The sequence below is a fragment of the Weissella koreensis KCTC 3621 genome (genome assembly GCF_000277645.1).
The window spans coordinates 185,521-208,732 of sequence record NZ_AKGG01000012.1; the positions used below are offsets into that span (position 1 = coordinate 185,521).

Here is a 23,212-nt window from a genome sequence, read left to right on the forward strand (position 1 = left end):
GAAAGGTTGCTCATTATGGAAAAATCAATTTTTAATGTCGTTAATAATCATACCTTTAATGCTAGTATCTACTACCAATTTAGTGGTATCAGTCAAACCCTACCCTTCCATACTTTTGGCCCTGCCAAACGTCACGACTACATTATCCATTTTGTACTAAATGGGCAAGGAATTTTTTTTGTAGATAATGAGCAATTTCATTTACAAGCTGGTGATTCATTTTTGATTCGCCCAGGCGAATCCATTTTTTATCAATCTGATATTAAGAATCCATGGACCTATGCTTGGATTTCCTTCAATGGATCTGAAGCTAAACAAATTATCGAACATTTTTCCCCTTTTAAAAATGAGAACCATGTTTTCAATACAGCTAATCAATTAAAATATTTAGAACTTATCCAAAAAACACTTAATTGGTCAGATTCATCACCACAAAGCGAATTACAATTGAATCAATTAGTTCATGAATTATTGATTCAAGTAATCCAAGAATATCCATCACAGAAAAATCCACAAAATGATTTCAAAGGATCAAAGCTGGCCCGTCAAGCACGTGAATATATGGATGAATACTTCGAAACAGGAATAAATGTAAATGATGTAGCTAATGAATTAAATGTTAACCGATCATATTTAACTAGAGTTTTTACTAGTAATTTTGGTCTGTCGCCTAAAGCTTGGTTAATTGGGGTTCGGATTAATAAGGCCAGCGAGCTTTTGCAAATGGAAAAAATGTCAGTTGATGAAATTTCCGAATCTGTAGGCTTTAACAATGTCTCAGTTTTCAGTCGATCATTTAACAAAATGGTCGGCGAAAGTCCCAGTAAATATCGTAAAAATCGTCAATTTAAACGAACAACTAATCTACATAATCAGCAAATTAAAGATTTACTAAAAGCAGCTAAACCTGTTCGTCAAACTACATAAAAATATAAAAAACCGATGTCTAAAGTCTTTTGATATAATATGCTGTTTATCTTCTCATTTTTAGTGGGAAGCAGTATAAATATCAAATTTAAAGATCATCGGTTTTATTTTTAAATTCTAATCAAAAGTGGCAATAAATTCAGAAAACCCTCGATGACCTTCTGAATCATCTTTAAATACACCCGCATCGGATAGTACTCTAGTAAAGACATCTGCCACAGCTTGTTTAACATAAGCATCGACATCGGTAAAAGAATGTTGTTTTAATTGATCAGCCCATTCTTGATGAATTGGATTAACCTTCTCAGCCTTATTCATCAAAAACGCCTTGACTTCATCCAATTCTCTGACCAAACGTGGAGGTAAAATCGCTAGTCCCATCACCTCAATTAAACCAATGTTCTCTTGCTTAATATGTTGAACATCTGCATGTGGATGAAAAATACCATCCGGATATTGATCATTTGTATTATTATCACGTAAAACTAAGTCAAGTTCGAAATCATCCCCACGCCGTCGCATAATTGGCGTTACAGTGTGATGTCTTGTACCTTGATCATCACTTGCCTGAATCAATAAATCAATATTGTCATATTGATTCCATTTCAAACGAATCATTTCCGCCGCTTCAATTAAAGCTTCTCTGTCAGCGGATTTAAGACGAATCACACTCATTGGCCAATCAACAATTCCCGCCTGAACCATTGGGAAATTATTTAAATTAATCTTCTCTCTGATAGGTGCCTTAGCCATTGGAAAATCATGTTTTCCAGCTTGGTAATGATCATGCGTTAAAATGGATCCACCCACAATTGGTAAATCGGCATTTGATCCGATCATATATTCTGGAAATTGTTCAACGAAATCAGCTAGATGCTCAAAACTTTTCTTATTTACTATCATGGGTTGATGAATATGATTTAAAACAATGGCATGCTCATTAAAATATGCATAGGGTGAGTACTGAAAGCCCCACTTTTCACCAGATAATTCTAAATTAATAATTCGATGATTGCTTCGAGCAGCTTGATTTAAGCTTCCAAAAAAACCTTCGTTTTCAATACAAAGTGCACAATCTGGATAACTATTTTGTGGTAACTTCAATGCTGCAGCAATTTCCTTAGGATTTTTCTCTGGTTTCGATAAATTAATCGTAATCTCTAGCTCTCCATATGGACTAGGTGCAAAATAATGAATATTTTTAGCAATTGATCGCATTTTTATATAATTATTTTGTTGAGATAAATGATAAAAATAATTGGTAGCCGCGTTTGGTTGCTGTTGATAATATTCCCAGAATTTATGATTAACTTGACTAGGTAAAGGCGTAATTGTATCCATAATTAACGCTTCCATCATATCTAGATTAACTTTATCATTAATCATTTCATTCCTTTTAGCCGCATCCATTAAAGTTGATACAATTGTTTCCAATTCCTCTGGCGTTTTAACTTCAGGCGTACCCAAATTATTTGAGCCAATCAATCTTAATAATTCATTTTGATGATAAATTCGATCTTCTTCCTCAATTCGACCATTTTTGATTGCAATGGTCGTTAAATCATATACTGCTTGACCAACATTCATTTATCCCATCTCCCCGTTTTGAATTTAATCTTTTAACTTCATTGCACCATCCCCAATATGGGCAACGTAAAATTCTGGTGTATAACCAACAATTTTCAAATAGTCATCGTACACATTATTTTCAAATTTAGTTATCTCAGATTCTTTAACTAAAGCAATGGCACAACCACCAAAACCAGCTCCGGTCATTCGAGCTCCCAAGACACCTTCTTGGGCTTGAGCTGATGATACCAATGTATCTAACTCCAATCCAGTCACTTCATAGTCATCTCGCAATGATGCATGTGATTCATCTAATAATTTACCAAATGCTTTTAAATTACCAGCTGACAATTCAAACTTGGCATCAATCGTACGTTGATTTTCATAAACTGCATGTCGAGCACGCTTGATCAAAATTTCGTCTTGAATCAAATCTTGGTTTTCATCAAATTCAGCATTCGTTAACTGGCCTAATGAATCAATTTCTAACCCACCAGCTTGAAGGCGGCGTAGCGCTTCTTCACACTCAGATCGTCGTTCATTATATTTAGAATCACTGAGTTCACGTCTTTTATTGGTATTCATAATAACGATCGCATAATCGCCCAGTACAACAGGCACCATTTCATGTTTCATGGTGTTAACATCTAATAAAATGGCTTCATCTTCTTTTCCAAAGCCAATAGCAAATTGATCCATAATTCCAGTATGCAACCCAAAGTACTCATTTTCAACTTTTTGACCAGTCTCTACTAGATCCAAACGATTCACTTCTAATTGATATAAGTCTTCTAACATAACTCCTACCAATAATTCTAACGAAGCTGATGACGATAACCCCGCTCCATTAGGGATATTTCCTTGAACTAATAAATCAAAACCATTGTCAAAATAATATCCCTGTTCTTGTAACTTCTTAATCATTCCCTTAACATAGTTCGCCCAACCATGTTTTGGATCATAATCCAAATTATCAAGATCAACTTGAATAACTCCCTCGGTGGCAAAATTCATTGAGTACAAAAAGACTTTTGAATCATTCCGTTTAGCGGCTACTCCATAAGTACCATAAGTAATCGAAGCCGGGAAAACATGTCCTCCATTGTAATCAGTATGCTCCCCAATTAAGTTAATTCGTCCTGGAGCAAAAAATTGTTGTGTAGTCTTAGGCCCAAATTTTTCAGCAAAAGCTGTATTTAATTCTTTAATTCGCTTCATAATCTTAATCCTCATTTTCTATAATTTTGTATTTTCGTCTTTTTTGTAACGTGATTCAAGTTCCTTAACAATTTCAGCATGATTTTTCTCTGTTAATGTAATTTTCCAAATGAAAATAATCATTGAAACTAGCATTAGAACACCTGGAATTACGAATGCATACAAATGATATGTTCGAATACCACTCGCCGTAATGTCACTTGCCGTAGCGCTTCCGGTCATACCAGCAGCAATAGCTACAAATCCCACAATGGCATTTGAGAAGGCCCCCGCCAACTTATCAAGTAATGGTCGCAAAGATAAGGTTACAGCTTCCTTTCGAACTCCATTCTTCCATTGACCATATTCAACCGAATCGGTAATTGTCATCAAAACTGACAAGAAAATTAATTGTTGTGGGAAATAGAACAAGATCAAGCCTAAAGTAATAATACCAATATTATTACCGGCTACCAAAAATGACGTATATCCTAATAACATTAAAATAATTCCCAAAATAAAGACATAACGGCGGGGAATTAACCGTGTCAAAATCGGAAATAGGGCAGCAATGATTCCAGTAATCATTGAGATAACTCCAACCAAAGCAAATTCTGACACTCGACCGATTACAAACTTAAAGTAAAACATCAAGACACCAGTCGTTGCTACGTTAGCAATCGCATAAAACATATATGAAATAGCCAACCACATTAATTGATCATTCATAAATATAGCCTTGAAAACATCTACAATACTATATTTCTCATTCTTTTCTTGTCGACGTAAGATCGTATTATTTTCTTTTGAGAACTTAGCTGTTATAATTGCTGATCCAGCTGAAATAACTGCAATAACAATTGCAAACCAGAACCAACCAGCTGCACTTTCATCACCTTTACCACCTGTCATTGCCGTAAAGAAAGCCACAATTGGAACTACCAAAGCAGTCGTACCATTAGCCCCTAATGAAGATCCGAACCGGGCAAAAGTTGCCAAGGTGCCACGTTCAGCGGTATCATTTGACAATGCAGGAATCATTGACCAAAAGGCGATATCCTTAAATGAATAAAAGCTATCCAAAATAATAAAAATTACGGCAAATAATCCTAAATATAATGATGGTTGACTAACTGCTAACCCAAAGAAATTAGTATAAATAATTACCAAGGCCACCGCTGACACTAACCCACCAATGACTAACCATGGTTTAAATTTACCATACTTAGACTTCGTATTATCAATTATACTTCCAATAATTGGATCAAAAATAATTTCAACTAATCGAATTCCAACAACTAATGAGGTAATTAAACCGATATATTTAGCCTCAGTTGCTTTATCAGCACCTGTAAATAATGTACTTGTAACGAAAATCATAAAATAAGTTGATAACGTTACATAGTATGCATCATGCCCAAACGCACCAAAAGCATAAGCAAAACGCTGTTTCATTTTATCAGACATAGTAACACTCCTTAAAGTTTACTGATTAATATTTTTACTACGCCTTAACTATAGTTTGAAAGCGCTTTCAGTTGCAAGGCTTTTTGTTACTCTATTTTGACCTTTTGTGACTCTTGATTGTGAATATACTTACAATAAAAAGTTAGAAGTGTTCATTAATTGAAAAAATAAATAACTGTATCGACTCATAATACCTGTAATAAATTATTCAATCCTTAATTTAATATATGTTAATTCTATTAATTAATGTATCTATGATGAGGATTGTTTAATTAAATTAAAACTTTATAATTATATTCACTCTCCTCAATGACCATTCATCCAATTTAAAAACATTTGTGATTTATAATACAGTTTACCGTAAATTAATTTAATTAAATTTTATTTTTATATCAAAAAAGGTAGATATAAATATATCTACCTTTCAAGTAAAAAGCTACTAATAATGAATATTACTTACCTACAATAATTTCTCATACAGTTTTACATTTTTTTACTCTAAAAATATATTATTCAATACCACCATCAACTAATGTATAAGTAACTGTTCCATTAAATACCCCAGCCTTATCACTTTTTGAACTTTGAACTAATAACCCATGTTCTGCATCTGTAGTATATGTTAGTTTTCCCGCAGAATTAGGGTCACCATTTGTACCGGCATTAAAATCAGCACCCTGTAGAATATTTTGGGCGCCAGATCCTAGATTAATAACATCTGCACTGCCATTCTTCTTAAATCCATATTGATGTTCTGGATCTCCGGATACAGAAGCTTGTAATGTGAAATTGTGTTGCTGAGCACGTGAATCAAAAACCGAAAAAACTTGTTGATTATCAGTCGCCCCATTTCGTGGTAACCAAACTTTACTTTTATCATTTGGGAAAATACTATCAGCTAATTGATATACCCAATTTGACGGTTTTACCTGATTAGTATTGTTAATTTCACCTGGTTGAATATCCACTCTAGTTGCATTCTGCAAATTACTTAAATAACTATTACCACTAATTTTAGGGTTCATTTGATCATTTGTTTTCCAATCACCGGCGATGCTACCCAACTCAGCCACAAATAAACTATTTAGCTCATTATTTTGAAAACCTTTAATTGTTAATGGGCTAGTTGTACCCAAATCTAGTATTAAATTGTTGGCCTGAACGGGTGGAATGGTTTGCCCCTGCATCGAAAATAGCTTCACCGCATTTAAATTAATTTTAGAACCACTAGCCCCATTTCCGTTAATCACTCGTTGATTAACATTAGTGCTAGTATTATTGGTTTTCAGTATCGTCTGGCTTCCATTTTGCGCCGTCAATGTTAGTTTACCCATAGATTGCGGGTTCAGTACCGAAATATTTGAAATGAAATTAGTAACCGCATTATTCCCTAAATTGATATTAGTTGTAGTGGGTAAGATCACCCCGCCCCAAACTGAATTAGCAGCTGGTGTTTCTGAATTGGAATAACCTAGATTATTCCAATTCATTGTTCCATTATTAGTAATGTTCACGGTGTTAGTTGTTATTCCACGACCATAATACAAGATATTTTTTTTAGCGTTATTATTTACTTCCCAAGTAGCACCGGTATTCACCGAAATATTAGATGTATTACGTCCAGTATAAGCAACACTAAACATTCCATCATTACCACCACCACTTCCCCAAGTCATCGCTGTTTTACCGTTAACAACCGTTAAATCAGATATTTCTGCAAATTCTTGGGTAGAAGTACCTTTAATATTAAAATTATTTTGTCCAGTAAATCGTAATGGCACATAATAAGCTGAAAACATTTGTGCACCAGCGTCTGATAAATTAGGATAATTAATACTTACATTATCATAGGTCAAACTACCTGAAAAATTACTAGGTACGATACTCCAATCTCCTCGAAATAAAGAATAGTAAGATAATAGATAACCACTAGTTTTACCCGTCTCATTCGTTGGATCCGGTACAGTCGCATCTCCGTTGGTTGCACTAGTATATTCACTCGAAGATTTAATATTATGCAATGTTACGTTAAGGCTAGGTTGTAAGTTGGACATAATGAACGAAGAAGATATCCGATTCTTGACATAATACATATGATTATTAAAATCGATATCCAAATTTTTAATATTGCTATTCACTCCCAGATTAATGTCTGGAATAGTTATATCTTTATCCACCGATATGGATAAAGAACTTGGTGCTGGATTTGTAATACTCCAATACCCAGCAATATTAGTTGCTCCAATTAAGCTTACTAAATCGGCTCCTGTTGTAATGTGATAAACATTATTAGTATTAGTAATACTGGCTTCAACTTGATTATTACCGTAAAGTCCTGCACCTAACCATACGCCTAAAATGATTAAAACTATTTTCATTTTATTCCGCATTTTCTTGCTCCTTCTTCCGCCTCAGTAAAATAAATAGCCAAATCAATGCAATAATTAGCAATAAGATAATCACTCCCAACAAAATTATTAACCAAGGGCTGGTAGCATTAACTTTAAAATTAGTTTCTTTTTTAACTGCTTCTTTGACCTCAAACGCTTTATTCCATTGCCATTGATTCCCATATTTGTCTTTTGCAGACCCTTTAAAATGATACTTACCCGCCGGAATTTTACCATCATGACGCAGCACATAATTAAATTGAGAATTTGGGGCCACTGATCCTTGATCGACTTTTTTCTTAATTAAAGTCTTACCTGTTTTATCATTTACAACCTTAGTATCCATTTTCAACTCGGTTATATTAATATTTGTTGGATTTCTCATTTTCACAATTACGCCTGGCAAATATTGATATTGGCTCGCTTTAATGGAATTAATCGTTAATTTAGGTTTAACTTTGTTATCGTTTTGATGTATTACTAATCCCTTTACAAAAGCAAATTTATTAGTAATTCCTTCTTTACTACTTTCAGTAATCTTTTCAACTCTAATCCCACCAGCAACGATCCCATCATATTTTTTTTGAGGCATTTTGATTTTAATTGAAAAGGCCTTATTTTGATGACTAGGAACAGTCAACTTGGTGTCACTAATTTCAGTAATTTGGCGGATTTGAATATTTGGTTTGGCGCCAAATCCATCTGCATTGCCGCTTTTACCATATTCAATAATGACATTATCAGACGTTTGAGCAGGATTAATTGCAATCCGATAAGTCGCTTTTTCATCTGACAGATTCTGAACTGTTAAATTTAAAGTCGTTTCATCACCGGGTTGCATTTTCAAATCATAGGTTGTGTCCTTATCGGTTTGAAATTCATTAGCTTTGCCATCCACCGTAAATTCAGCTTGTGGCTGATTATCATCCGCATACACAACGACTCCACCAGTTCCACCACCAATTATTAATAATGTCACAAGCGAAAACAATATTTTTTTAATATTCATAATTAATTACCTATTTTATGTAAAAAGCAGACCATTAGGCCTGCTTTGATTAAATCTGATTAGGTGTGAAGCAGGTCTTCACCTCAAAAGTATTTTATCTCAAAGCACCATCATTAATAGTATATATAATTGTTCCAGTATATGTACCAACTTTGGCATTATTTGAAATTTTTATGTTACCTTTTGTACTTTGAGTCTGTTTCGTTCCATTAGAGTTACCATTTCCAGATAGAATCAGTGCCTCCCCAGATTTAATATCAGCATTTGTCGCTCCTGTCAAAGAAGCATCGCTCACTGCTGTGTCCAAGGTCATCGATACAATGGGTAAATTAACCTCATCAATATTTTGCATATCTGTCGCCTTAGCCGTCACTTGATATCCTGCGTCAGTTCCACGGCTATCAGTTACCTGAAGAGCAGGGGATCCAACGATACCGTTTTCATTAATTGCAGCTTTGGTTGTTAAGCTACCCCAATCAAAACTAGGAACAGTATCTAGCGTGATAGCGCTCGGATCACTTGTCAGGCTTAAAGTTGTGCTCCCATTAGAATTTGCTAGAGGTGCGGCGTTAATTAAGATGGGAGCTGTCAATAGCCCTCCAACTAAAGCAGTGGCACCTAGTAATGCACGCATACGGTTTGCATATAAATTAAACATATTGTCGCCTCCTTTGAATTTACATTGAATTAAATTTCCTTATTTATAGAATAACAGAAATGCCTTAAAAATGAAAGCGTATTCATTTAAGAGTTTTTTTCTTATCTTTTTTTAACAAAAGTGCTTCAATGCAAATCTAAATCACATTGTATATTTATAACAAAAAAGGCAAGGAAATAAACATCCTTGCCTTTATATAAAATGATCGTTCTCACAATCTATTCATTTCAATTATTTATTAATCAATAATATCGACTTGTAATGTTTTTAAAACTTCTAATACATTCTCATGCTTTTGTGGAGTAGTTCCCGCTGTTGCGTGGGCACTTACCATTACTTTAATTTCTGGTGCTATATTTTTAATCAAAATAGCATTAGATATTACACAAATATCAGAATCTAAACCGATTAGTTCAACTTCTTCCACCTTTTCATTTAATAATAATTGAGCCAATTCAATTGAACCAAAGGTACTTTTTTCAATAATATATTTAAATCCTACTTGAGCTGCTGGATAAATTTCCCAACCGTGTGACTTATATTGGGTATGTATGACTGGCAAATACTTACCTTCTTGAGTAGATAAATAATTTTCACCATGCGTATCCATCGTAGCAATTCGTTCATCTTTTGAATATTCGGATAACTTTTTCAAAACTGCAGGAATAATTTGTTGAGCTTCAGGCGTTCCTAATGAACCATCAATAAAATCATTTTGAAAATCAATTAAAATCAGCATCTTTTTTGGCATAGCAAGCTCCTTAAGTGATTAATAGACAAGGTTACCATTAATTTAACTCATTTCATCTTAAATATCCACCCATTTAACTTATCTTACTTTACTTAAGGTTTAATATAGCTGAATCCCGCCCTTTGTTGCAAAGACAGTTCAACCACCCCAGATGACACTGATTTAACTTGATCTTGAATTTCATTCAAAAAAATATTCCTTTGATTTAATGAATTTTCACAGATCATAACTTGAACATCTAATTCAGTCAATTTTTTTAAAATTACAGATGAATCTTTTTTAGCCATTTCAACAGCATCTCCATTAATGACTAATTCAATAATCCCATTTTCATGATTAAACTTCATCCACTCAAATAAATGGTATATATTTGAATTTACCATTTCCCATTTACTATTTTCATCAATATGAAAAATTGTATTTAACATACTCTTACCACCTTATCTATTTCTGTATACAAAAAAATGCACTAACGATGAGTTAGTACATTTTACATAGGTGAACTACTCTCACCTTGATTTATTAACAAATGTATCTGAAGAGTTTCGAGCTCATATCTCACTAAATCAGAATCATAACATCTCTCTGTATGGAAATAAAGAATTAAATTGCATTACCATTTATGCTACAAATACACATTCATAAATTTATTTAGGTTTTATCTAAAAGAATCATTTTATAGTTTATTAACTAGTGATTTCTCAAATTTACGAAATTTGTTAAGTGCTTATCAGCACCAATAAACTAATATTAACATCTTTTATTACAAAAAGCAACACTTTATTTTACCAATCATATCATCAGCTTACACTAAATGTTTCATCTTAATTTTAATATACACGACAATCCCATACACTTCTTTTTATCATTATATTTATGATTTACAATATTGATAAAATGATTGTAATAACAGAAAGGATCGAGACCCACATATAAGCTTGATTTCTCTCAGTCCTATAACGCCATACCCCCCACACAAACATTAATGAATATGAAAACACTATTAACCAACCAGTATTAATAAACATATTTATAACAGTTGTTGTAATTACCAAAATCATTAAAATTAAATCTACTTTTCTCATTATTTATTACATATGATTATGAATAAAATAAACCTAATAAATATGATCACAATTATTTATATCCTATCGATTAAAGATATTTAAAATTATTGAAATTCATACTTTAGGTCTTTTTATACACTTATTCATATATCCTTTCCATTATATAGACATTATCCCATAAATATTTTTGGTTTATAAACTTCATTAAGAATATAACAGCTATTTTATTTCAATACTACCAAATGTTTTTTAAACGATGCCTAAATGGTGTCCAAGTTTAAAATAACCATGAAAAAGTGCCCAAAAGGTGCCCAAAATTCAATTCCCATCACAAACGATCATATTCCATAACGACCTTTTTAAACAAAGAAAAACCCTGATATACCAACGTATTTGTTGACACCAGGGTTATCATAGGCTTAATTAGTTCTTAAGACCATATTTCTTATTAGATTAAGTGAACGGCTACAGAAAGCTATTTATGATAAATAAAATGCGTTTTTCGTGTATCGTACAGTCTTATCATGATGATATTACTGTTCGCTACTATCGCAAACAAAAAAGGCCTACCGACAATTAAGTCAGTAGGCTTTTAATTTATTTTAATGATTCATCAATGCATCTGCATTAAACCATGTACCGTCATAAGTACTTCCCCAAGAAATATAAACTCCATTTGTAGGTTCATCATACTTATCAATAGTTCCATTATTATATCCATTGTCAAAAGCAATCATTGCCCCTGGTTCAACATCATTGTTATCTCCACCATCAGTTCGATGTACTAACGCAAGTGGAATCCCATGATCGAGCCAATTTGCATCTTTACCCCCTGCCATCTCAAAACTGATAGCTTGCCACATTCCATAAATATTTTCAACTTTATCTACCTTAAATGGTTTATACAATGTAAACTGGCTATCTTCTTTGAACTTTCGCATAGCTTCTGATTCTTCCACTGGTGTATCATTGCTTGCACCACCGTTTCCGCCAGCAGCTTCACGAGCATATTGGATTAACTTATCAATATCTAATCCACCGGGACATTGTGTGGCTGTAATCTCACCATGTAGTTTGATAGCACTTCGATCAATCGGCAATCCATAACGAGCACAAATATCTGCTAGTAATTTACCGCCAGATCGTAACGTCTCATCTCCGACTTCCCAATTCGGTGCACCAGTCGAGTTTAAAAACTCCAGTCCAATTGAACGATTGTTAATGTCACTAATCTTAGGAACATCTGTCCCACCAGTTCCACCGGCATGATAAGCTATGAAGTTTTCGCCCAATGTTCCAATAATTTCGCCATTTGCTATTTCGTAGTGCGCCGAAGTGAATGCTCCAGAGCCAACTACCCACGTTCCAATAGCTCCTTCTTTGCTGGTAGTAGCATTATGATGGATTACCACGAAGTCGATTGCTCGTGTTCGTAATCCACCATTATATACTGGTCGAGGGTCTAAACTAGTTGCTAAATTTGAAAATACTTCTGTCATTATTGTTTCCTCCTATTTAAATTTGTCGTCATCATTTCGACTACCATACGTTTGAGATACATTAATCTTTTGATCTTTTTTTGCTGAATTAGGTTCAGTTTCGATTTTGCCTAATTTAACGTGATACTCATCTTCAATAAATTTTTCTAGCCAATCTGGTGGATTATATCCAGCTAATTTTGCGTTGGCCAAGATTGATTTTACCCAATACCAAGCAATTAAAATGAAGACTAGGAAAGCAATTAGATCGAAAATAGCCGGGTTAAAATTAATCGCCAATCCAGCAATATGATCTGGCGCCAAAGATAATGGAATTTCCACAATCCAAATTAATACTGGCATCAGTGCCAATGGAATTGATTTAATTAATCCACCTAATCCGCCTCCACTTGTAATTGCTACACCTCGACGTCTTCGCCAAGTATTCGCAAATACTGTGTCAATCATCATAAATAAAAACAGGACCGTAGATTCCGTGGCCCCGTTTAAATTCATATACATTATTTTTAAAAATTGTTCCATTCTACTTCCCTTTGACTAATGTGTAGGATAAAAGCCACTCGTATCAACTCCCGCTGATATAGTGTAGTCCTTATCATCATTTTCTCTCAACGATAGCTGCTTATAATAAATATCTCTTGAATCTTTCTTTAATAAAAAGAATCCATGAAATCCCGATCTAAGTGTGACGCCCCCAATACCAGCCCATGAAGTCCATGGGATTCTAATATCATAAGGCGGAAGCGGTACTCCTGCTGGAATTTGAACTCCAGCTTTTTCACCACCATTACTTGGCGCCATGTGCAACGTTCCAGCAACTGTTACTCCAACCCCAGTATCAGTTACATGGAATTGAAGTGCATTAGTAGCTCCGAAAAAGTTTACAGAATACTCTTTCATAGAGAGTGCAGCATTTTTATGGACGGCATTTGGATCAGTGATAGAAATATCACTTGTTCCATTAAATGCAACCCCGTTAATTTTACGAGCTGTGGTTAATTTATCAGCACTTACTGCCTTAGTAGCAGTTGCAGCGTTACCAGTAGTACTTTGATTACCAGCGACATTCACACCAGGTAAGTTAATGTTAGCTGTTCCGTTGAATGAAACACCACCGATTGTTCTAGCTGTAGCAAGTTTTGTGGCACTAGATGCATTACCATCTAAGTTACCTAGCATATTTCCGTTAGAACTAATACGACTAACCCACTTCCCTGAATACCATTGTTGAAGATTACCTGAAGAATCAAACTGCCATGTTGCTCCAGTTGTACCTCCTGCATTATATCCAGAATGAATGATAACAGAGCCGTCGGAAGCTAGTAATAGTTGCTCGTTGCTAGGCCCCACATCTTTCAACGCAGCAGGTCTCGCTCCTCCTGCGTTCAAAAGATTCATGTAAGTTAGAACAGACTCACCTCCCCCAACCATTGTAGTTCCACCAGCACCTAATCCAAGCATATGTCCAAAGGAATCATACATTACCTGCAAAACAGGACTACCACTTTTTGTAGGATGCGTCGCATACATCAGAGTATTCATCTTGTCAGCTTCAAGAGCGTCAAAATAGATGGCCTGATGATTGATCATATGAAGATTATTTTCGAAACTCTTAACCCCTTTTATGGTCTCGTTACCATTTTTATGCACAGTATTTGTATCATCCCCAATCGACGTCCAAGACGACAATATTCCATTGTTAACTGTTGCTAAACTATGTTTTCCTAACTGATAGTCGTGAGCAACTAGAACCCCATTCTGTGCATTATATCCAGGAATGACTTCCAGAACCCAATAATTTCCAAATCCTGTAGGCTTGTTAGCTATTGCCATATTAGAGGCGGACCAACGACCTGACCATTTTGGAATGTCTGTAAGGATAGATTTTATATCAGAGAAGTTACCTGACATAGCCCTAGGAAAATCAAAAAGAACCTTGACCCAACGGCTCCAAGTCCCACCCGTATTATATCGAGTATAAGTATCTGAACTGTTGTAGACGCTTAAAGTTTGTTTAGTACCATAACCTGATTTAGTAGGCGTTCCATCATCATCAGCACCGTTTCTCTCTACTACCATAGAAAAAGCATACTTAGTTGGGCTATTCTTAAAAGTTGCCACAGTTGCATTTTGAGATGCATGATAAAATCCTAGCTTCACTATAGTATTCAAATCTGAATTAGAACTAATTGAACGTCCTAAAGGATCAGCCAAACCATCACTCCGTCCAGTACCACCGTTAGCAATAGGTAATACACCAGTAACTCCAGGGGTAACATTTGCTGTTCCGTCAAATATTGCTGTATTGGTTGAAGATAAATCAGTTCGAATATATCGCCCAGGATTTAATTTACTAGCACTCGGCGCATTACCAGTTGTATTACCAGTTCCACCATTAAAAGGTGTCAGTACACCAAATACACCAGGGTATGCATCTTCAGTGCCATCAAAATTTATTGGATTATTAGAGGCTAAATCAACCTGAACTTTACGACCTTGACTTAATTTATCAGCACTAGAAGCACTAGGTGTCTTACCATTATTTGTACCCGTTCCACCGTTAGACACAGGCAATATACCGGACACTCCAGGAGTTATATCAACTGTTCCATCAAATTTAGCTGCACTAGTTGAAGCTAGATTAGTTGTAATATTACGTCCGGTCAACAACTTAATTGCTGCTCCAGCTGTACCTGAAATATTTCCAAGAATCTTTTGAATGAACGTCTTAGGGCCATCAATAGATTGTTCTCCAGTAATTTTAACATTATTTTTATCAGCTTCTTCTAAAGCGGTTATTTTACCATCTTGACCAACATCTCGTTCATCTTGATGTTTTTTATAATCATCAAATTCTTCATGTAAAACTTCAACATTTGGATCAATTGTTGTATTAACAATAGCGGTATTGCTAATTACTATCTTAACCTTGAACGTATATTCAACACGCTCATCTGGTTTTTCTTCGGACATGTACCATGGATTTACAGCGGTTGTTGCAGCTGCCAAATATTCTGATCCATTGTACTCTGCGATTAAGTATAACGTATTCATTTGGTAAGCATCTTTTAGTCCGCTATTAGTAAAGTTAGCAGCAACAGTTATGGTATTTTGGTCAATTTTAATCATCCCTACCAGTGCACTTTGATTAACCTTGATTGTTCCAATTGCGCTGTTTGTTAAAGTTTGCAAATCTGATTGCTTATAAACATCAGATGACGCAATAATCCGTTTAAAAATAATTTGATTCTTTGCATTTGTCGCCGCCTGTTGGGCGTTCATTTGCATTTGAGTGATGTACCATTTGTTATAACTTTCAGCCATTGGTTTCCCCCTTATTCGTATTAATTCGGCTATACATTCCAGCCACACCAGTATAAATAGTTGTATTTTCTGAACTTTCTCCACTATTAATTGCAGTAAACGAAAGATTTGCAGGAAGCAAAGCCCTTAATAATGAAGTTAATCTTTTTGATGCTCCCATATCTGTCGAATAAAAATCGACATTAACTTTAAAATTAGGCCCATCTACAGTTAGATTTGCATTTATATTAAGTGACGTTAAAAGCTTTCTTAAGTATCGAATAGTAATTCTATTTGCAGGTAAAATTAAAGCCAAGACATTGTATCGCCTTGACTCCAAATCCATACTATTATCGCTTTTAATTCCAACAAGTGTTTCCCATACTCCGATCCCTTTTTCATCTGCCGTCATGACAAATTGATTAGCTGCTTGCTCCTCCATAACTACTTCAAGTTCATCAAGTATTGGTTGTTCAACCGATAAAATAGTATTCATTTCCAAAACTTCATCATAATATGTTGGCATTAAATCAATTAGCCTTATCAATCTAGGCATGTACAGTCACCTCACCAGTAATTGGAACTTCCTGCTTTTTAGCATCCATTTTAATAATCTCATCAACTTCCTTACCATTAATTAATACCTTTTGAACGTTGATAATTGAAGTTGTATTTTTTAAAATGGCAGCTGTTATTTGTGATCGATAAATTATCATTGTATAAATTCTAGTATCTGTTGCATTAGCCCAATTTAACTTAACTTCATTTTCTATATAATCCTTAACAGCTCCTTTAACCTCATTTGCCACATCTTCAGGATCAATCCCCGTCGCTGTTTCAATTGTAAGATCCACGGCTACTGCATGAATTTCAGGTGCAACAACAGTTACAGTATGGCCAATTGGGGCAATTCCATATCCATCGCCACTTAATTCTATCGGATCAAGTATCTCTTGTTCTTCTTTGACTAGAGTATCACTGGCAGGTTTTAAATCATTATCAAGGATCACCACTTTAACTGTCCCGCCACCATTCCAAGTTGGATAGATTTGAACAGCACCAATATCATCATTTTCACCAACAAATTTTAAATAATCCGCAACGTTTCCTCCGTATTCGGCAACGCTTGAATAATCCAAAATACGTGCTCGATAATCATCATCATTCTCCGCCTCTCGTGCTGGGACAGTAATTTCGATAATTTCAGCATAGCCTAATCCATTCATATTAGTTATTGGTAGAATTTGTCCAAGATAATAATTACCATTACCTCCAGCAGCTTCGGCTTCTAATTCAGCCTGACCATCAACAATATTTTCGCTAACTTGATAATAAATTAGTTCTGTTTGATCATTTGTAATTGACGAGAATCGAGTTCCAACTTCAGGATTATAAGGATTACCTTCCATGTCCTTAAACGATGCTTTGACCCTAGCTTTTGTAGCTATATTGCGAACAATTCCCCTCTCAGCGCCACGCCAATCTAATGCATCCCCAATTGCCGTTTGAGTGTAAGTATCTAGTAAAACATTCACCATATTGATGTTTTGTTCAGCAAGTGCCCAAGATACAGGAGCCAAAGCGTCATAAATAACAGACCCTTCACGAACGTCCATATTTACAGGAACACGTTCTAACATAATATCCATAAAATATTGAAAATTATGTTTTTGCAATTCACTTAATAAATCATTAGGCGTTGTCATTTACTAACCTCCGTTTCTTTTTTAAATTCACCAAAAATAGTAGTAATAGTCAGTTTAACTAACAAATCTGTATTACTTGTTTGTTCAATAGAATTGACAGAAATATCAATAATTCTGTCATCAACAGAAAGTGATTCAGTAATCATACGTTCCACTTCGCTTTTAGCATAATCAATTGGTTGACCAATTAATTGAAATACGTCAGTTCCGTATTGTTGACTAAGCCATGGCACTTCAAATCTCGGTGTTCTCAATACTTTATCGATCGCTTGGTTCATCGCCTCAGCTCCATCAGCAATCATGACAATTCGACCGTTAGAAACTCGATAAGTTCTTGAAGGTAATGGCGTTGTATCTAACTCAGACATTAAACTACCTCCATAATCACAAATCGTTGTCCACTAGAAACTCTAAGCATTCTCACTTTATCGCCACTTGTCATACCATTCCAAATTTTAACTGTCCCTTCAGCAAATTTATTATCTTCATCCTTAATTGGAATCTTAACGTTCACAGATAATGGTTTAGCCAACATGCTCACTTCTAAAAATTCAGCAGTTAATGTCATTCTAGAATCAACTAATATCTTTAACGGTGAGGTACTGATTACTTGGCCAAAAACTTCATCAGTATAATCAGTCTCTTTTCCACCTTTACTATTTAACTTTGACAACAAATAATTACCAGCATTATTTTTTTGGGTCATAGTAAATCAACCTCGATTTCCATAGTGTGTCCTTTGTCAAATGTATGTGTAACTTGTGTAGCAAACACTCGTCTGTTTTGACCAACACCAATAGCGTTAGTCGCATACATATCAACATAAAAAATCGTCCCTGCTCTAAAGCGCATGTCACCAATGGCACTTAGAGAGAACGATATTTTTTCCTTATTTTTTTCATTTAATAAACTTTTAGCCTTATCTAACATTTGAGATGAATTCGTATTGCTATCGGCATTTTCTGTCATAAATAATGGTCCGTATTTATCCATTGATTCATAATCACTAGCTGTTTTTGATGTACGTTGTTTTGTCTCTGAATCTTCATTAGTAACAGTGACTTGATTATACAAATCCTCAATATCGGCTTTAAATGTAAAATCAATTGCCCCATTTCTATCTCCAATTAACAGACCATAATCCAAATAACTAGCATCTTCATGGATCAACTTACCATACTCATCTGCATAAATAACAAATTTCCCATCATGATTGGCATATTCAATTGCTTTAGATAGCATATCGAAAAAAGTAACTCCATCAGATACTTCTGCCGGTGCAGCAGTCAAACTACTATGCCTTATTTCGTAAGGCAATCCTAATGTTTCAGCGATAGTTTTGAGGCGTTGACTAGATGTCGTCGCCCCCCAAACAATCGTACCAGTACCTTTTAAATAGCGCATATTGTCATATGCAGTGATAGCCCATTTTACATCATCCGATAACTCTCGAACGAATACTCGACCAGTAAATACCCGTTTACCAGCAAAGTCCATAGTAACCAAATCTCCACTGTTAGGAATATAGTTATATGAATATGATCTCAAGGTTGTGAATGTCAAAGTTGTGGCACCATCAATCGAATACTGTAACTTAACATCTGAAGCGTTCCGGATCATGTCCATATCTTCGTTATACGCTGAATTCCAAACAGTTAACCTAGTGATTTTTTCAGTAAAATGTGATTGTTGATTTGAAAAATAACCATTACTAACCATCATGCTAACCTCACTGATTCTGCACTGACCCAACCACGCCAACCACCATCCATCATCGTTACATGATATGGGTAGGCACGTCCGGGAGCCGTAAAGTTAACCTTTCTTGTAGCATTGGCTTCCGTTAATCCTGGCCCGCTTCCATATGAATCACGATGTAATTGACCGTTCACTATTACCACTGAACCCACTCCAATATTTCCACCACTTGATCTAGGATTTTGTACCTGCGTTGGTCTTGCATGTTGCGATTTTGGAACTGGAGCCTGAGTTAATATTAATGGTGCATAATCGACCCATTGTACTAATTTAAGCGATACGGTGTACATACCAGCCTGTTCATTAAGAGTTGGTTCATAACTCTCAATTGTAAATACATCATTGAAAAATGTATCTGTAATGACGAACCTAGCCACTTCATGATTTTCAAAAATATCATGTAACATATCTTGATATTTATTACCGCTATCCCATTCTAATCTAGAAGCCGTAATATATGACTTATTAGCCCGTAAATCTACGGGCAAACGAATATCTAGATCAATACGAGATAACTTTGTATTTCCAAGCCGTGTAATTTCGCCTAATTGAATAACATCAATTTGAGAATTGCCGGATTCTTTACTGTAACTAATCGTTTCAGGAACCATTGGCATCTCATGAACTGATCCATCTTTTCTAGTTATAAATAAACTAATTGCCATTTTTACCCCCTAGCAAAAGATAAATTACCGTCTTCTCTCTTCAGCAAAAAATCTTCTATTTCTTGAATCATTTGTTCAGTACTACGTTCAGGATCAGGCGTAACAACTTGAATCGCTCCCTTTTCAATAACAATTGAACTTGTTTTTGAATTTCTTTCATCATTTTGCACACTATTACCCGTAATAGATGTGGGCTTTAATTGTGAAGTTGACACACCAACCTCACTCGTCCTTGCACTAATACCTACATTGTATTGACTATTTAACGCTGTTAACTGTTGCAAGAATCCACTCAATGCATTTGTTGCTTGAATAAACCCGTTAGCCAATGTTGATCCAACATTTGTAACTTCTGCCATCTTATCAATTTGTGGTGCTGCCAATGTAGGTGTAGATACAGCAGAAGCTGCACTATATGCTTTTTCTGCCATATTTGTAGAACTTTTAGCAACCATTGAAGCTGATCCATCAATTCCAACGGCCATACCAGCGCCTACATAATAACCAACTTGATCACGCATTACACGAGATGGTGAGTGAATATGCAAGAAACTCTTAGCAGCATCAACGGCTGATTTTGCCATCTTTCCTGCCGCAGCAACAGCATCTCCAATAGCTCCCTCAATACCCTTAACAAATCCCATAACAAAATCTGTACCAGCACTTATTAAGGAGCTCCCAACATTTTTAACTGCATTAACAGCTTGGTGAATACCATTACTAACAGCCGTAACCACATTACTCATAGCCGAAGTAACAGCTGAAACAATTTGACTAAATATCGACACAAATGTAGAAAACATCATCATCACAGCAGTGGATACCATAGCAATAGCAGCAGCCGTAACCATTAAACCAGCGCCTAATACCATAAATCCAGCACCAGCAACCATAGCTCCTGCTCCGACAACCATTAATCCAGCGCCAAGTATCAAAGAAGCCACACCTAGCAATGTGAATTCAAGAACTAATACAATTGACATAGCCATCATAAGTATTGCTGAAGCAGAAAACATTACCATTCCCATTGTCGCCATCATTAAACCAGATGCAACCGTCGGTAAGGTAGCAGACATCATTGTTAGCCCAAGGGCAACAATCATAATGGTTACACCTACCAGTGCAATTCCAACTGCGAAAACCATTGTGGCAACTCCTAGCAAAACCATACCCACAGCTGCTATTGTTGCACCAACTCCAAGTATTAGAAGACCAGCTGATAAAACAACCAATCCAACACCAGCAGCTAATGCACCAACTCCGAATCCAATTGCAGCCAATCCTAATGCTGCTAATCCCAATGCGGCACTAAGTCCATATTGAGAAATTATTGGTAACTGAGTTGCCAATAACGCCATTCCAGCACTAGCTATTCCAACACCTATTCCAGCCATCAAAATAGCAGCGCCAAATGCCAACATTCCAATTGATGCAGCTGTTAAGGCAGGTCCAACTAATGCCATAACAATAGCTAATCCACCAATAACTACACCAAATGCTGCCATTGCAATAGCTCCCTGCGTTCCGGTTTGCGCCAATGGTGCCATAGCTAATGCCATCATAGATATAGCTAAACTAAATGCTAAAATACCAGTCATACTGGTCTGTAATTTTGTACCCATAGAGCCTAAAACTGCCGCCATAATACTAACTGCAGTACCAAAAGCAATCATTGCAATAGCACCTTGTGATCCCGTTTTAGACAATGGAGTTATAGCAGCTGCAAGTAATGCTAATGATGCAATTATCAATGCAATACTGGCTCCTTTCATCAATCCATTTAATCCATTTTTAAGACTATTTGTGCCTTTAGCACCATTTTTAAGACCACCAGCCATTCCCTCGGCAGCAGTCTTAGTAGATGACATAGCTTTTTTAAAACCTAAAAACTTTTTTACTAATCTGGCGATGCCAATTGCTCCGATAACTCCTCCAAGAGCTTCAAGTGCAAATCCGAAATTACCAAGCGATCCCTTAGATTCTGATAATTTACCAGCTAACTCACCAATCTTTTGAATGGCTTTATCAACAGCATCATGGAAAGGTTTTACATTTTGGTATGCATACATAAATGCGGTGGCCAAACCAACTATTAGCGAAATAATGGGGTGCTTCATAATTGCTCCCATCACCGTCGAAATACCAGACAAAGCTTTATTAAAAGCTAATACTCCTCCAGAAGCACCAATCAATACGCCAGCCACTGGGGCAGCGGCTTTTACAAATTTAAATATTCCACTTGCTAATGGAGCTATCCAATCTGAATGATCTGAGGCGTAATTAATTAACTTGCTAATAGTATTCAATACTTTATCAACGCCACCAGCTATTGCATCCCAATTCATATTTCCAATGGCGCTACCAATTGCCGACACTGCCTTAATACCAGCATCGCTAATCTTTTTAAATGATGGTTGTAATTTATTGGAAAGCTCTTCCTTGACACCATCCATAGCTTGGCCAACTGTTTTAAATTGAGTAGCCATTTTGGTGAAATCCTTATTATTTCCAGTTTTAGAAATTGCATCAAAGAAATCCTGTGTTTTAACTTTTCCATTCTGTATATCAGCAATTAATTCAGCAGCGGATTTACCCATGGATTTAGCAACAGCAGACATTCCAGCTGGAGACTGCTCCAACATAAGTTTAAAGTCTTCCCATGCAACCTTAGGCTTAGCAGCCATCTGAGTGGCCTGTTGACTCAACGTCTTCATTGCTTGTGTAGGATCTTCTGAAGCGGCAGCTAATCCACCAAAACCTTTAACTAATTTACCAGTATTCTTAGTTCCAACGGCGGCTAATTGTGCATAAGTCGACGCCATATCTGAAGCAGAATAGATGGTTTTAGTTGCATAATCTTGCATGGATGACTTAGCTTTGGCGATTTCTTTTGGACTCGCACCCATCTGATTCATGTTTCCTTCGAATGTTTGCCATGCCTTTGAAGAACTATTTAGCTCTTCAATCATTCCATGAATACCAGTCGTAACTAATCCAATACCTTTGGTAACACCAGACCCAATTATATTTGCTCCCAAAACGGACTTAAAAATACTACCTGTCTCATTGGCAGCTGAACCAACTTCATTAAGCCCATTTTTGGTTCCATTCATGCTCGATGTAGTACCTTTGCTAAAGGCACTCATTGATGATAATCCCTTTCCTAACGATGAATTAATCGATCCTAAAGTGTTTGTAAAATTATCAACCAAGCTTAATCTTGTTGAGACTTCTTTAGCCATTTAA

19 protein-coding genes are annotated in these 23,212 nt (G+C 35.7%); 1 reads left to right on the forward strand and 18 read right to left on the reverse strand.

What is annotated here, in order from left to right; all coding sequences use genetic code 11:
* The first annotated feature begins 15 nt into the window (after nucleotides 1-15).
* Entirely contained in the window at nucleotides 16-927 is a 912-nt protein-coding gene (locus tag JC2156_RS05115; RefSeq protein ID WP_006845659.1) for an AraC family transcriptional regulator, read from the forward strand.
* A 117-nt stretch (nucleotides 928-1,044) separates the two neighbouring features.
* On the opposite strand, the gene galT is transcribed toward JC2156_RS05115, so the two are convergent.
* From galT to JC2156_RS05205, 18 genes are all read right to left on the reverse strand, one after another.
* Nucleotides 1,045-2,514, reverse strand: coding sequence for a UDP-glucose--hexose-1-phosphate uridylyltransferase (gene galT, locus JC2156_RS05120; RefSeq protein WP_006845660.1), 1,470 nt, complete (start codon nucleotides 2,512-2,514; stop codon nucleotides 1,045-1,047).
* 24 nt (nucleotides 2,515-2,538) lie between these two features.
* Nucleotides 2,539-3,714 carry a galactokinase gene (locus JC2156_RS05125; protein WP_006845661.1) on the reverse strand — a complete coding sequence of 392 codons (1,176 nt, stop codon included), beginning with the start codon at nucleotides 3,712-3,714 and terminating at the stop codon, nucleotides 2,539-2,541.
* 18 nt (nucleotides 3,715-3,732) lie between these two features.
* Nucleotides 3,733-5,160, reverse strand: coding sequence for a glycoside-pentoside-hexuronide (GPH):cation symporter (locus tag JC2156_RS05130; RefSeq protein ID WP_006845662.1), 1,428 nt, complete (start codon nucleotides 5,158-5,160; stop codon nucleotides 3,733-3,735).
* A 509-nt stretch (nucleotides 5,161-5,669) separates the two neighbouring features.
* Entirely contained in the window at nucleotides 5,670-7,550 is a 1,881-nt protein-coding gene (locus tag JC2156_RS05135; RefSeq protein WP_006845663.1) for a hypothetical protein, read from the reverse strand.
* Nucleotides 7,540-8,559 carry a WxLIP family cell surface protein gene (locus JC2156_RS05140; RefSeq protein WP_006845664.1) on the reverse strand — a complete coding sequence of 340 codons (1,020 nt, stop codon included), beginning with the start codon at nucleotides 8,557-8,559 and terminating at the stop codon, nucleotides 7,540-7,542. Before JC2156_RS05140 ends, JC2156_RS05135 begins: the two co-directional genes overlap by 11 nt.
* Nucleotides 8,560-8,653: 94 nt before the next feature.
* The gene (locus JC2156_RS05145) at nucleotides 8,654-9,217 is read right to left on the reverse strand and encodes a WxL domain-containing protein (RefSeq protein WP_006845665.1); all 564 of its coding nucleotides are present in this window, start codon (nucleotides 9,215-9,217) and stop codon (nucleotides 8,654-8,656) included.
* Between the two features lie 238 nt (nucleotides 9,218-9,455).
* The gene (locus JC2156_RS05150) at nucleotides 9,456-9,968 is read right to left on the reverse strand and encodes a cysteine hydrolase family protein (RefSeq protein ID WP_006845666.1); all 513 of its coding nucleotides are present in this window, start codon (nucleotides 9,966-9,968) and stop codon (nucleotides 9,456-9,458) included.
* Nucleotides 9,969-10,060: 92 nt separating this feature from the next.
* A complete protein-coding gene (locus tag JC2156_RS05155; RefSeq protein WP_006845667.1) occupies nucleotides 10,061-10,396 on the reverse strand; it encodes a DsrE family protein in 336 nt (111 codons plus the stop codon).
* 1,241 nt (nucleotides 10,397-11,637) lie between these two features.
* Nucleotides 11,638-12,534: a peptidoglycan recognition protein family protein gene (locus tag JC2156_RS05160; protein WP_006845668.1), complete on the reverse strand. Its 897-nt coding sequence runs from the start codon at nucleotides 12,532-12,534 to the stop codon at nucleotides 11,638-11,640.
* A gap of 12 nt (nucleotides 12,535-12,546) precedes the next feature.
* Nucleotides 12,547-13,056 carry a phage holin family protein gene (locus JC2156_RS05165; RefSeq protein ID WP_006845669.1) on the reverse strand — a complete coding sequence of 170 codons (510 nt, stop codon included), beginning with the start codon at nucleotides 13,054-13,056 and terminating at the stop codon, nucleotides 12,547-12,549.
* 15 nt (nucleotides 13,057-13,071) lie between these two features.
* The gene (locus JC2156_RS09045; protein WP_006845670.1) at nucleotides 13,072-15,858 is read right to left on the reverse strand and encodes a pyocin knob domain-containing protein; all 2,787 of its coding nucleotides are present in this window, start codon (nucleotides 15,856-15,858) and stop codon (nucleotides 13,072-13,074) included.
* Nucleotides 15,851-16,393 carry a putative phage tail protein gene (locus tag JC2156_RS05175; RefSeq protein ID WP_006845671.1) on the reverse strand — a complete coding sequence of 181 codons (543 nt, stop codon included), beginning with the start codon at nucleotides 16,391-16,393 and terminating at the stop codon, nucleotides 15,851-15,853. The genes JC2156_RS09045 and JC2156_RS05175 overlap by 8 nt, the downstream gene beginning before the upstream one ends.
* Nucleotides 16,386-17,543: a baseplate J/gp47 family protein gene (locus JC2156_RS05180; protein WP_006845672.1), complete on the reverse strand. Its 1,158-nt coding sequence runs from the start codon at nucleotides 17,541-17,543 to the stop codon at nucleotides 16,386-16,388. Before JC2156_RS05180 ends, JC2156_RS05175 begins: the two co-directional genes overlap by 8 nt.
* On the reverse strand, nucleotides 17,540-17,911 hold the full coding sequence (locus tag JC2156_RS05185) for a DUF2634 domain-containing protein (RefSeq protein ID WP_006845673.1): 372 nt from the start codon (nucleotides 17,909-17,911) through the stop codon (nucleotides 17,540-17,542). The genes JC2156_RS05180 and JC2156_RS05185 overlap by 4 nt, the downstream gene beginning before the upstream one ends.
* Nucleotides 17,911-18,249, reverse strand: a complete 339-nt coding sequence (locus JC2156_RS05190) for a DUF2577 family protein (RefSeq protein ID WP_006845674.1) — start codon at nucleotides 18,247-18,249, stop codon at nucleotides 17,911-17,913. The genes JC2156_RS05185 and JC2156_RS05190 overlap by 1 nt, the downstream gene beginning before the upstream one ends.
* A complete protein-coding gene (locus JC2156_RS05195; RefSeq protein WP_006845675.1) occupies nucleotides 18,246-19,265 on the reverse strand; it encodes an XkdQ/YqbQ family protein in 1,020 nt (339 codons plus the stop codon). The genes JC2156_RS05190 and JC2156_RS05195 overlap by 4 nt, the downstream gene beginning before the upstream one ends.
* On the reverse strand, nucleotides 19,262-19,966 hold the full coding sequence (locus tag JC2156_RS08575; RefSeq protein WP_006845676.1) for a hypothetical protein: 705 nt from the start codon (nucleotides 19,964-19,966) through the stop codon (nucleotides 19,262-19,264). The genes JC2156_RS05195 and JC2156_RS08575 overlap by 4 nt, the downstream gene beginning before the upstream one ends.
* Before the next feature lie 2 nt (nucleotides 19,967-19,968).
* Entirely contained in the window at nucleotides 19,969-23,208 is a 3,240-nt protein-coding gene (locus JC2156_RS05205; protein WP_006845677.1) for a tape measure protein, read from the reverse strand.
* Between the last annotated feature and the right edge of the window lie 4 nt (nucleotides 23,209-23,212).

Coding starts and splice junctions, on each gene's coding strand:
- JC2156_RS05115 (WP_006845659.1), top strand. CDS start 16: ATGGAAAAATCAATTTTTAATGTCGTTAATAATCATACCTTTAATGCT.
- galT (WP_006845660.1), bottom strand. CDS start 2,514: ATGAATGTTGGTCAAGCAGTATATGATTTAACGACCATTGCAATCAAA.
- JC2156_RS05125 (WP_006845661.1), bottom strand. CDS start 3,714: ATGAAGCGAATTAAAGAATTAAATACAGCTTTTGCTGAAAAATTTGGG.
- JC2156_RS05130 (WP_006845662.1), bottom strand. CDS start 5,160: ATGTCTGATAAAATGAAACAGCGTTTTGCTTATGCTTTTGGTGCGTTT.
- JC2156_RS05135 (WP_006845663.1), bottom strand. CDS start 7,550: ATGCGGAATAAAATGAAAATAGTTTTAATCATTTTAGGCGTATGGTTA.
- JC2156_RS05140 (WP_006845664.1), bottom strand. CDS start 8,559: ATGAATATTAAAAAAATATTGTTTTCGCTTGTGACATTATTAATAATT.
- JC2156_RS05145 (WP_006845665.1), bottom strand. CDS start 9,217: ATGTTTAATTTATATGCAAACCGTATGCGTGCATTACTAGGTGCCACT.
- JC2156_RS05150 (WP_006845666.1), bottom strand. CDS start 9,968: ATGCCAAAAAAGATGCTGATTTTAATTGATTTTCAAAATGATTTTATT.
- JC2156_RS05155 (WP_006845667.1), bottom strand. CDS start 10,396: ATGTTAAATACAATTTTTCATATTGATGAAAATAGTAAATGGGAAATG.
- JC2156_RS05160 (WP_006845668.1), bottom strand. CDS start 12,534: ATGACAGAAGTATTTTCAAATTTAGCAACTAGTTTAGACCCTCGACCA.
- JC2156_RS05165 (WP_006845669.1), bottom strand. CDS start 13,056: ATGGAACAATTTTTAAAAATAATGTATATGAATTTAAACGGGGCCACG.
- JC2156_RS09045 (WP_006845670.1), bottom strand. CDS start 15,858: ATGGCTGAAAGTTATAACAAATGGTACATCACTCAAATGCAAATGAAC.
- JC2156_RS05175 (WP_006845671.1), bottom strand. CDS start 16,393: ATGCCTAGATTGATAAGGCTAATTGATTTAATGCCAACATATTATGAT.
- JC2156_RS05180 (WP_006845672.1), bottom strand. CDS start 17,543: ATGACAACGCCTAATGATTTATTAAGTGAATTGCAAAAACATAATTTT.
- JC2156_RS05185 (WP_006845673.1), bottom strand. CDS start 17,911: ATGTCTGAGTTAGATACAACGCCATTACCTTCAAGAACTTATCGAGTT.
- JC2156_RS05190 (WP_006845674.1), bottom strand. CDS start 18,249: ATGACCCAAAAAAATAATGCTGGTAATTATTTGTTGTCAAAGTTAAAT.
- JC2156_RS05195 (WP_006845675.1), bottom strand. CDS start 19,265: ATGATGGTTAGTAATGGTTATTTTTCAAATCAACAATCACATTTTACT.
- JC2156_RS08575 (WP_006845676.1), bottom strand. CDS start 19,966: ATGGCAATTAGTTTATTTATAACTAGAAAAGATGGATCAGTTCATGAG.
- JC2156_RS05205 (WP_006845677.1), bottom strand. CDS start 23,208: ATGGCTAAAGAAGTCTCAACAAGATTAAGCTTGGTTGATAATTTTACA.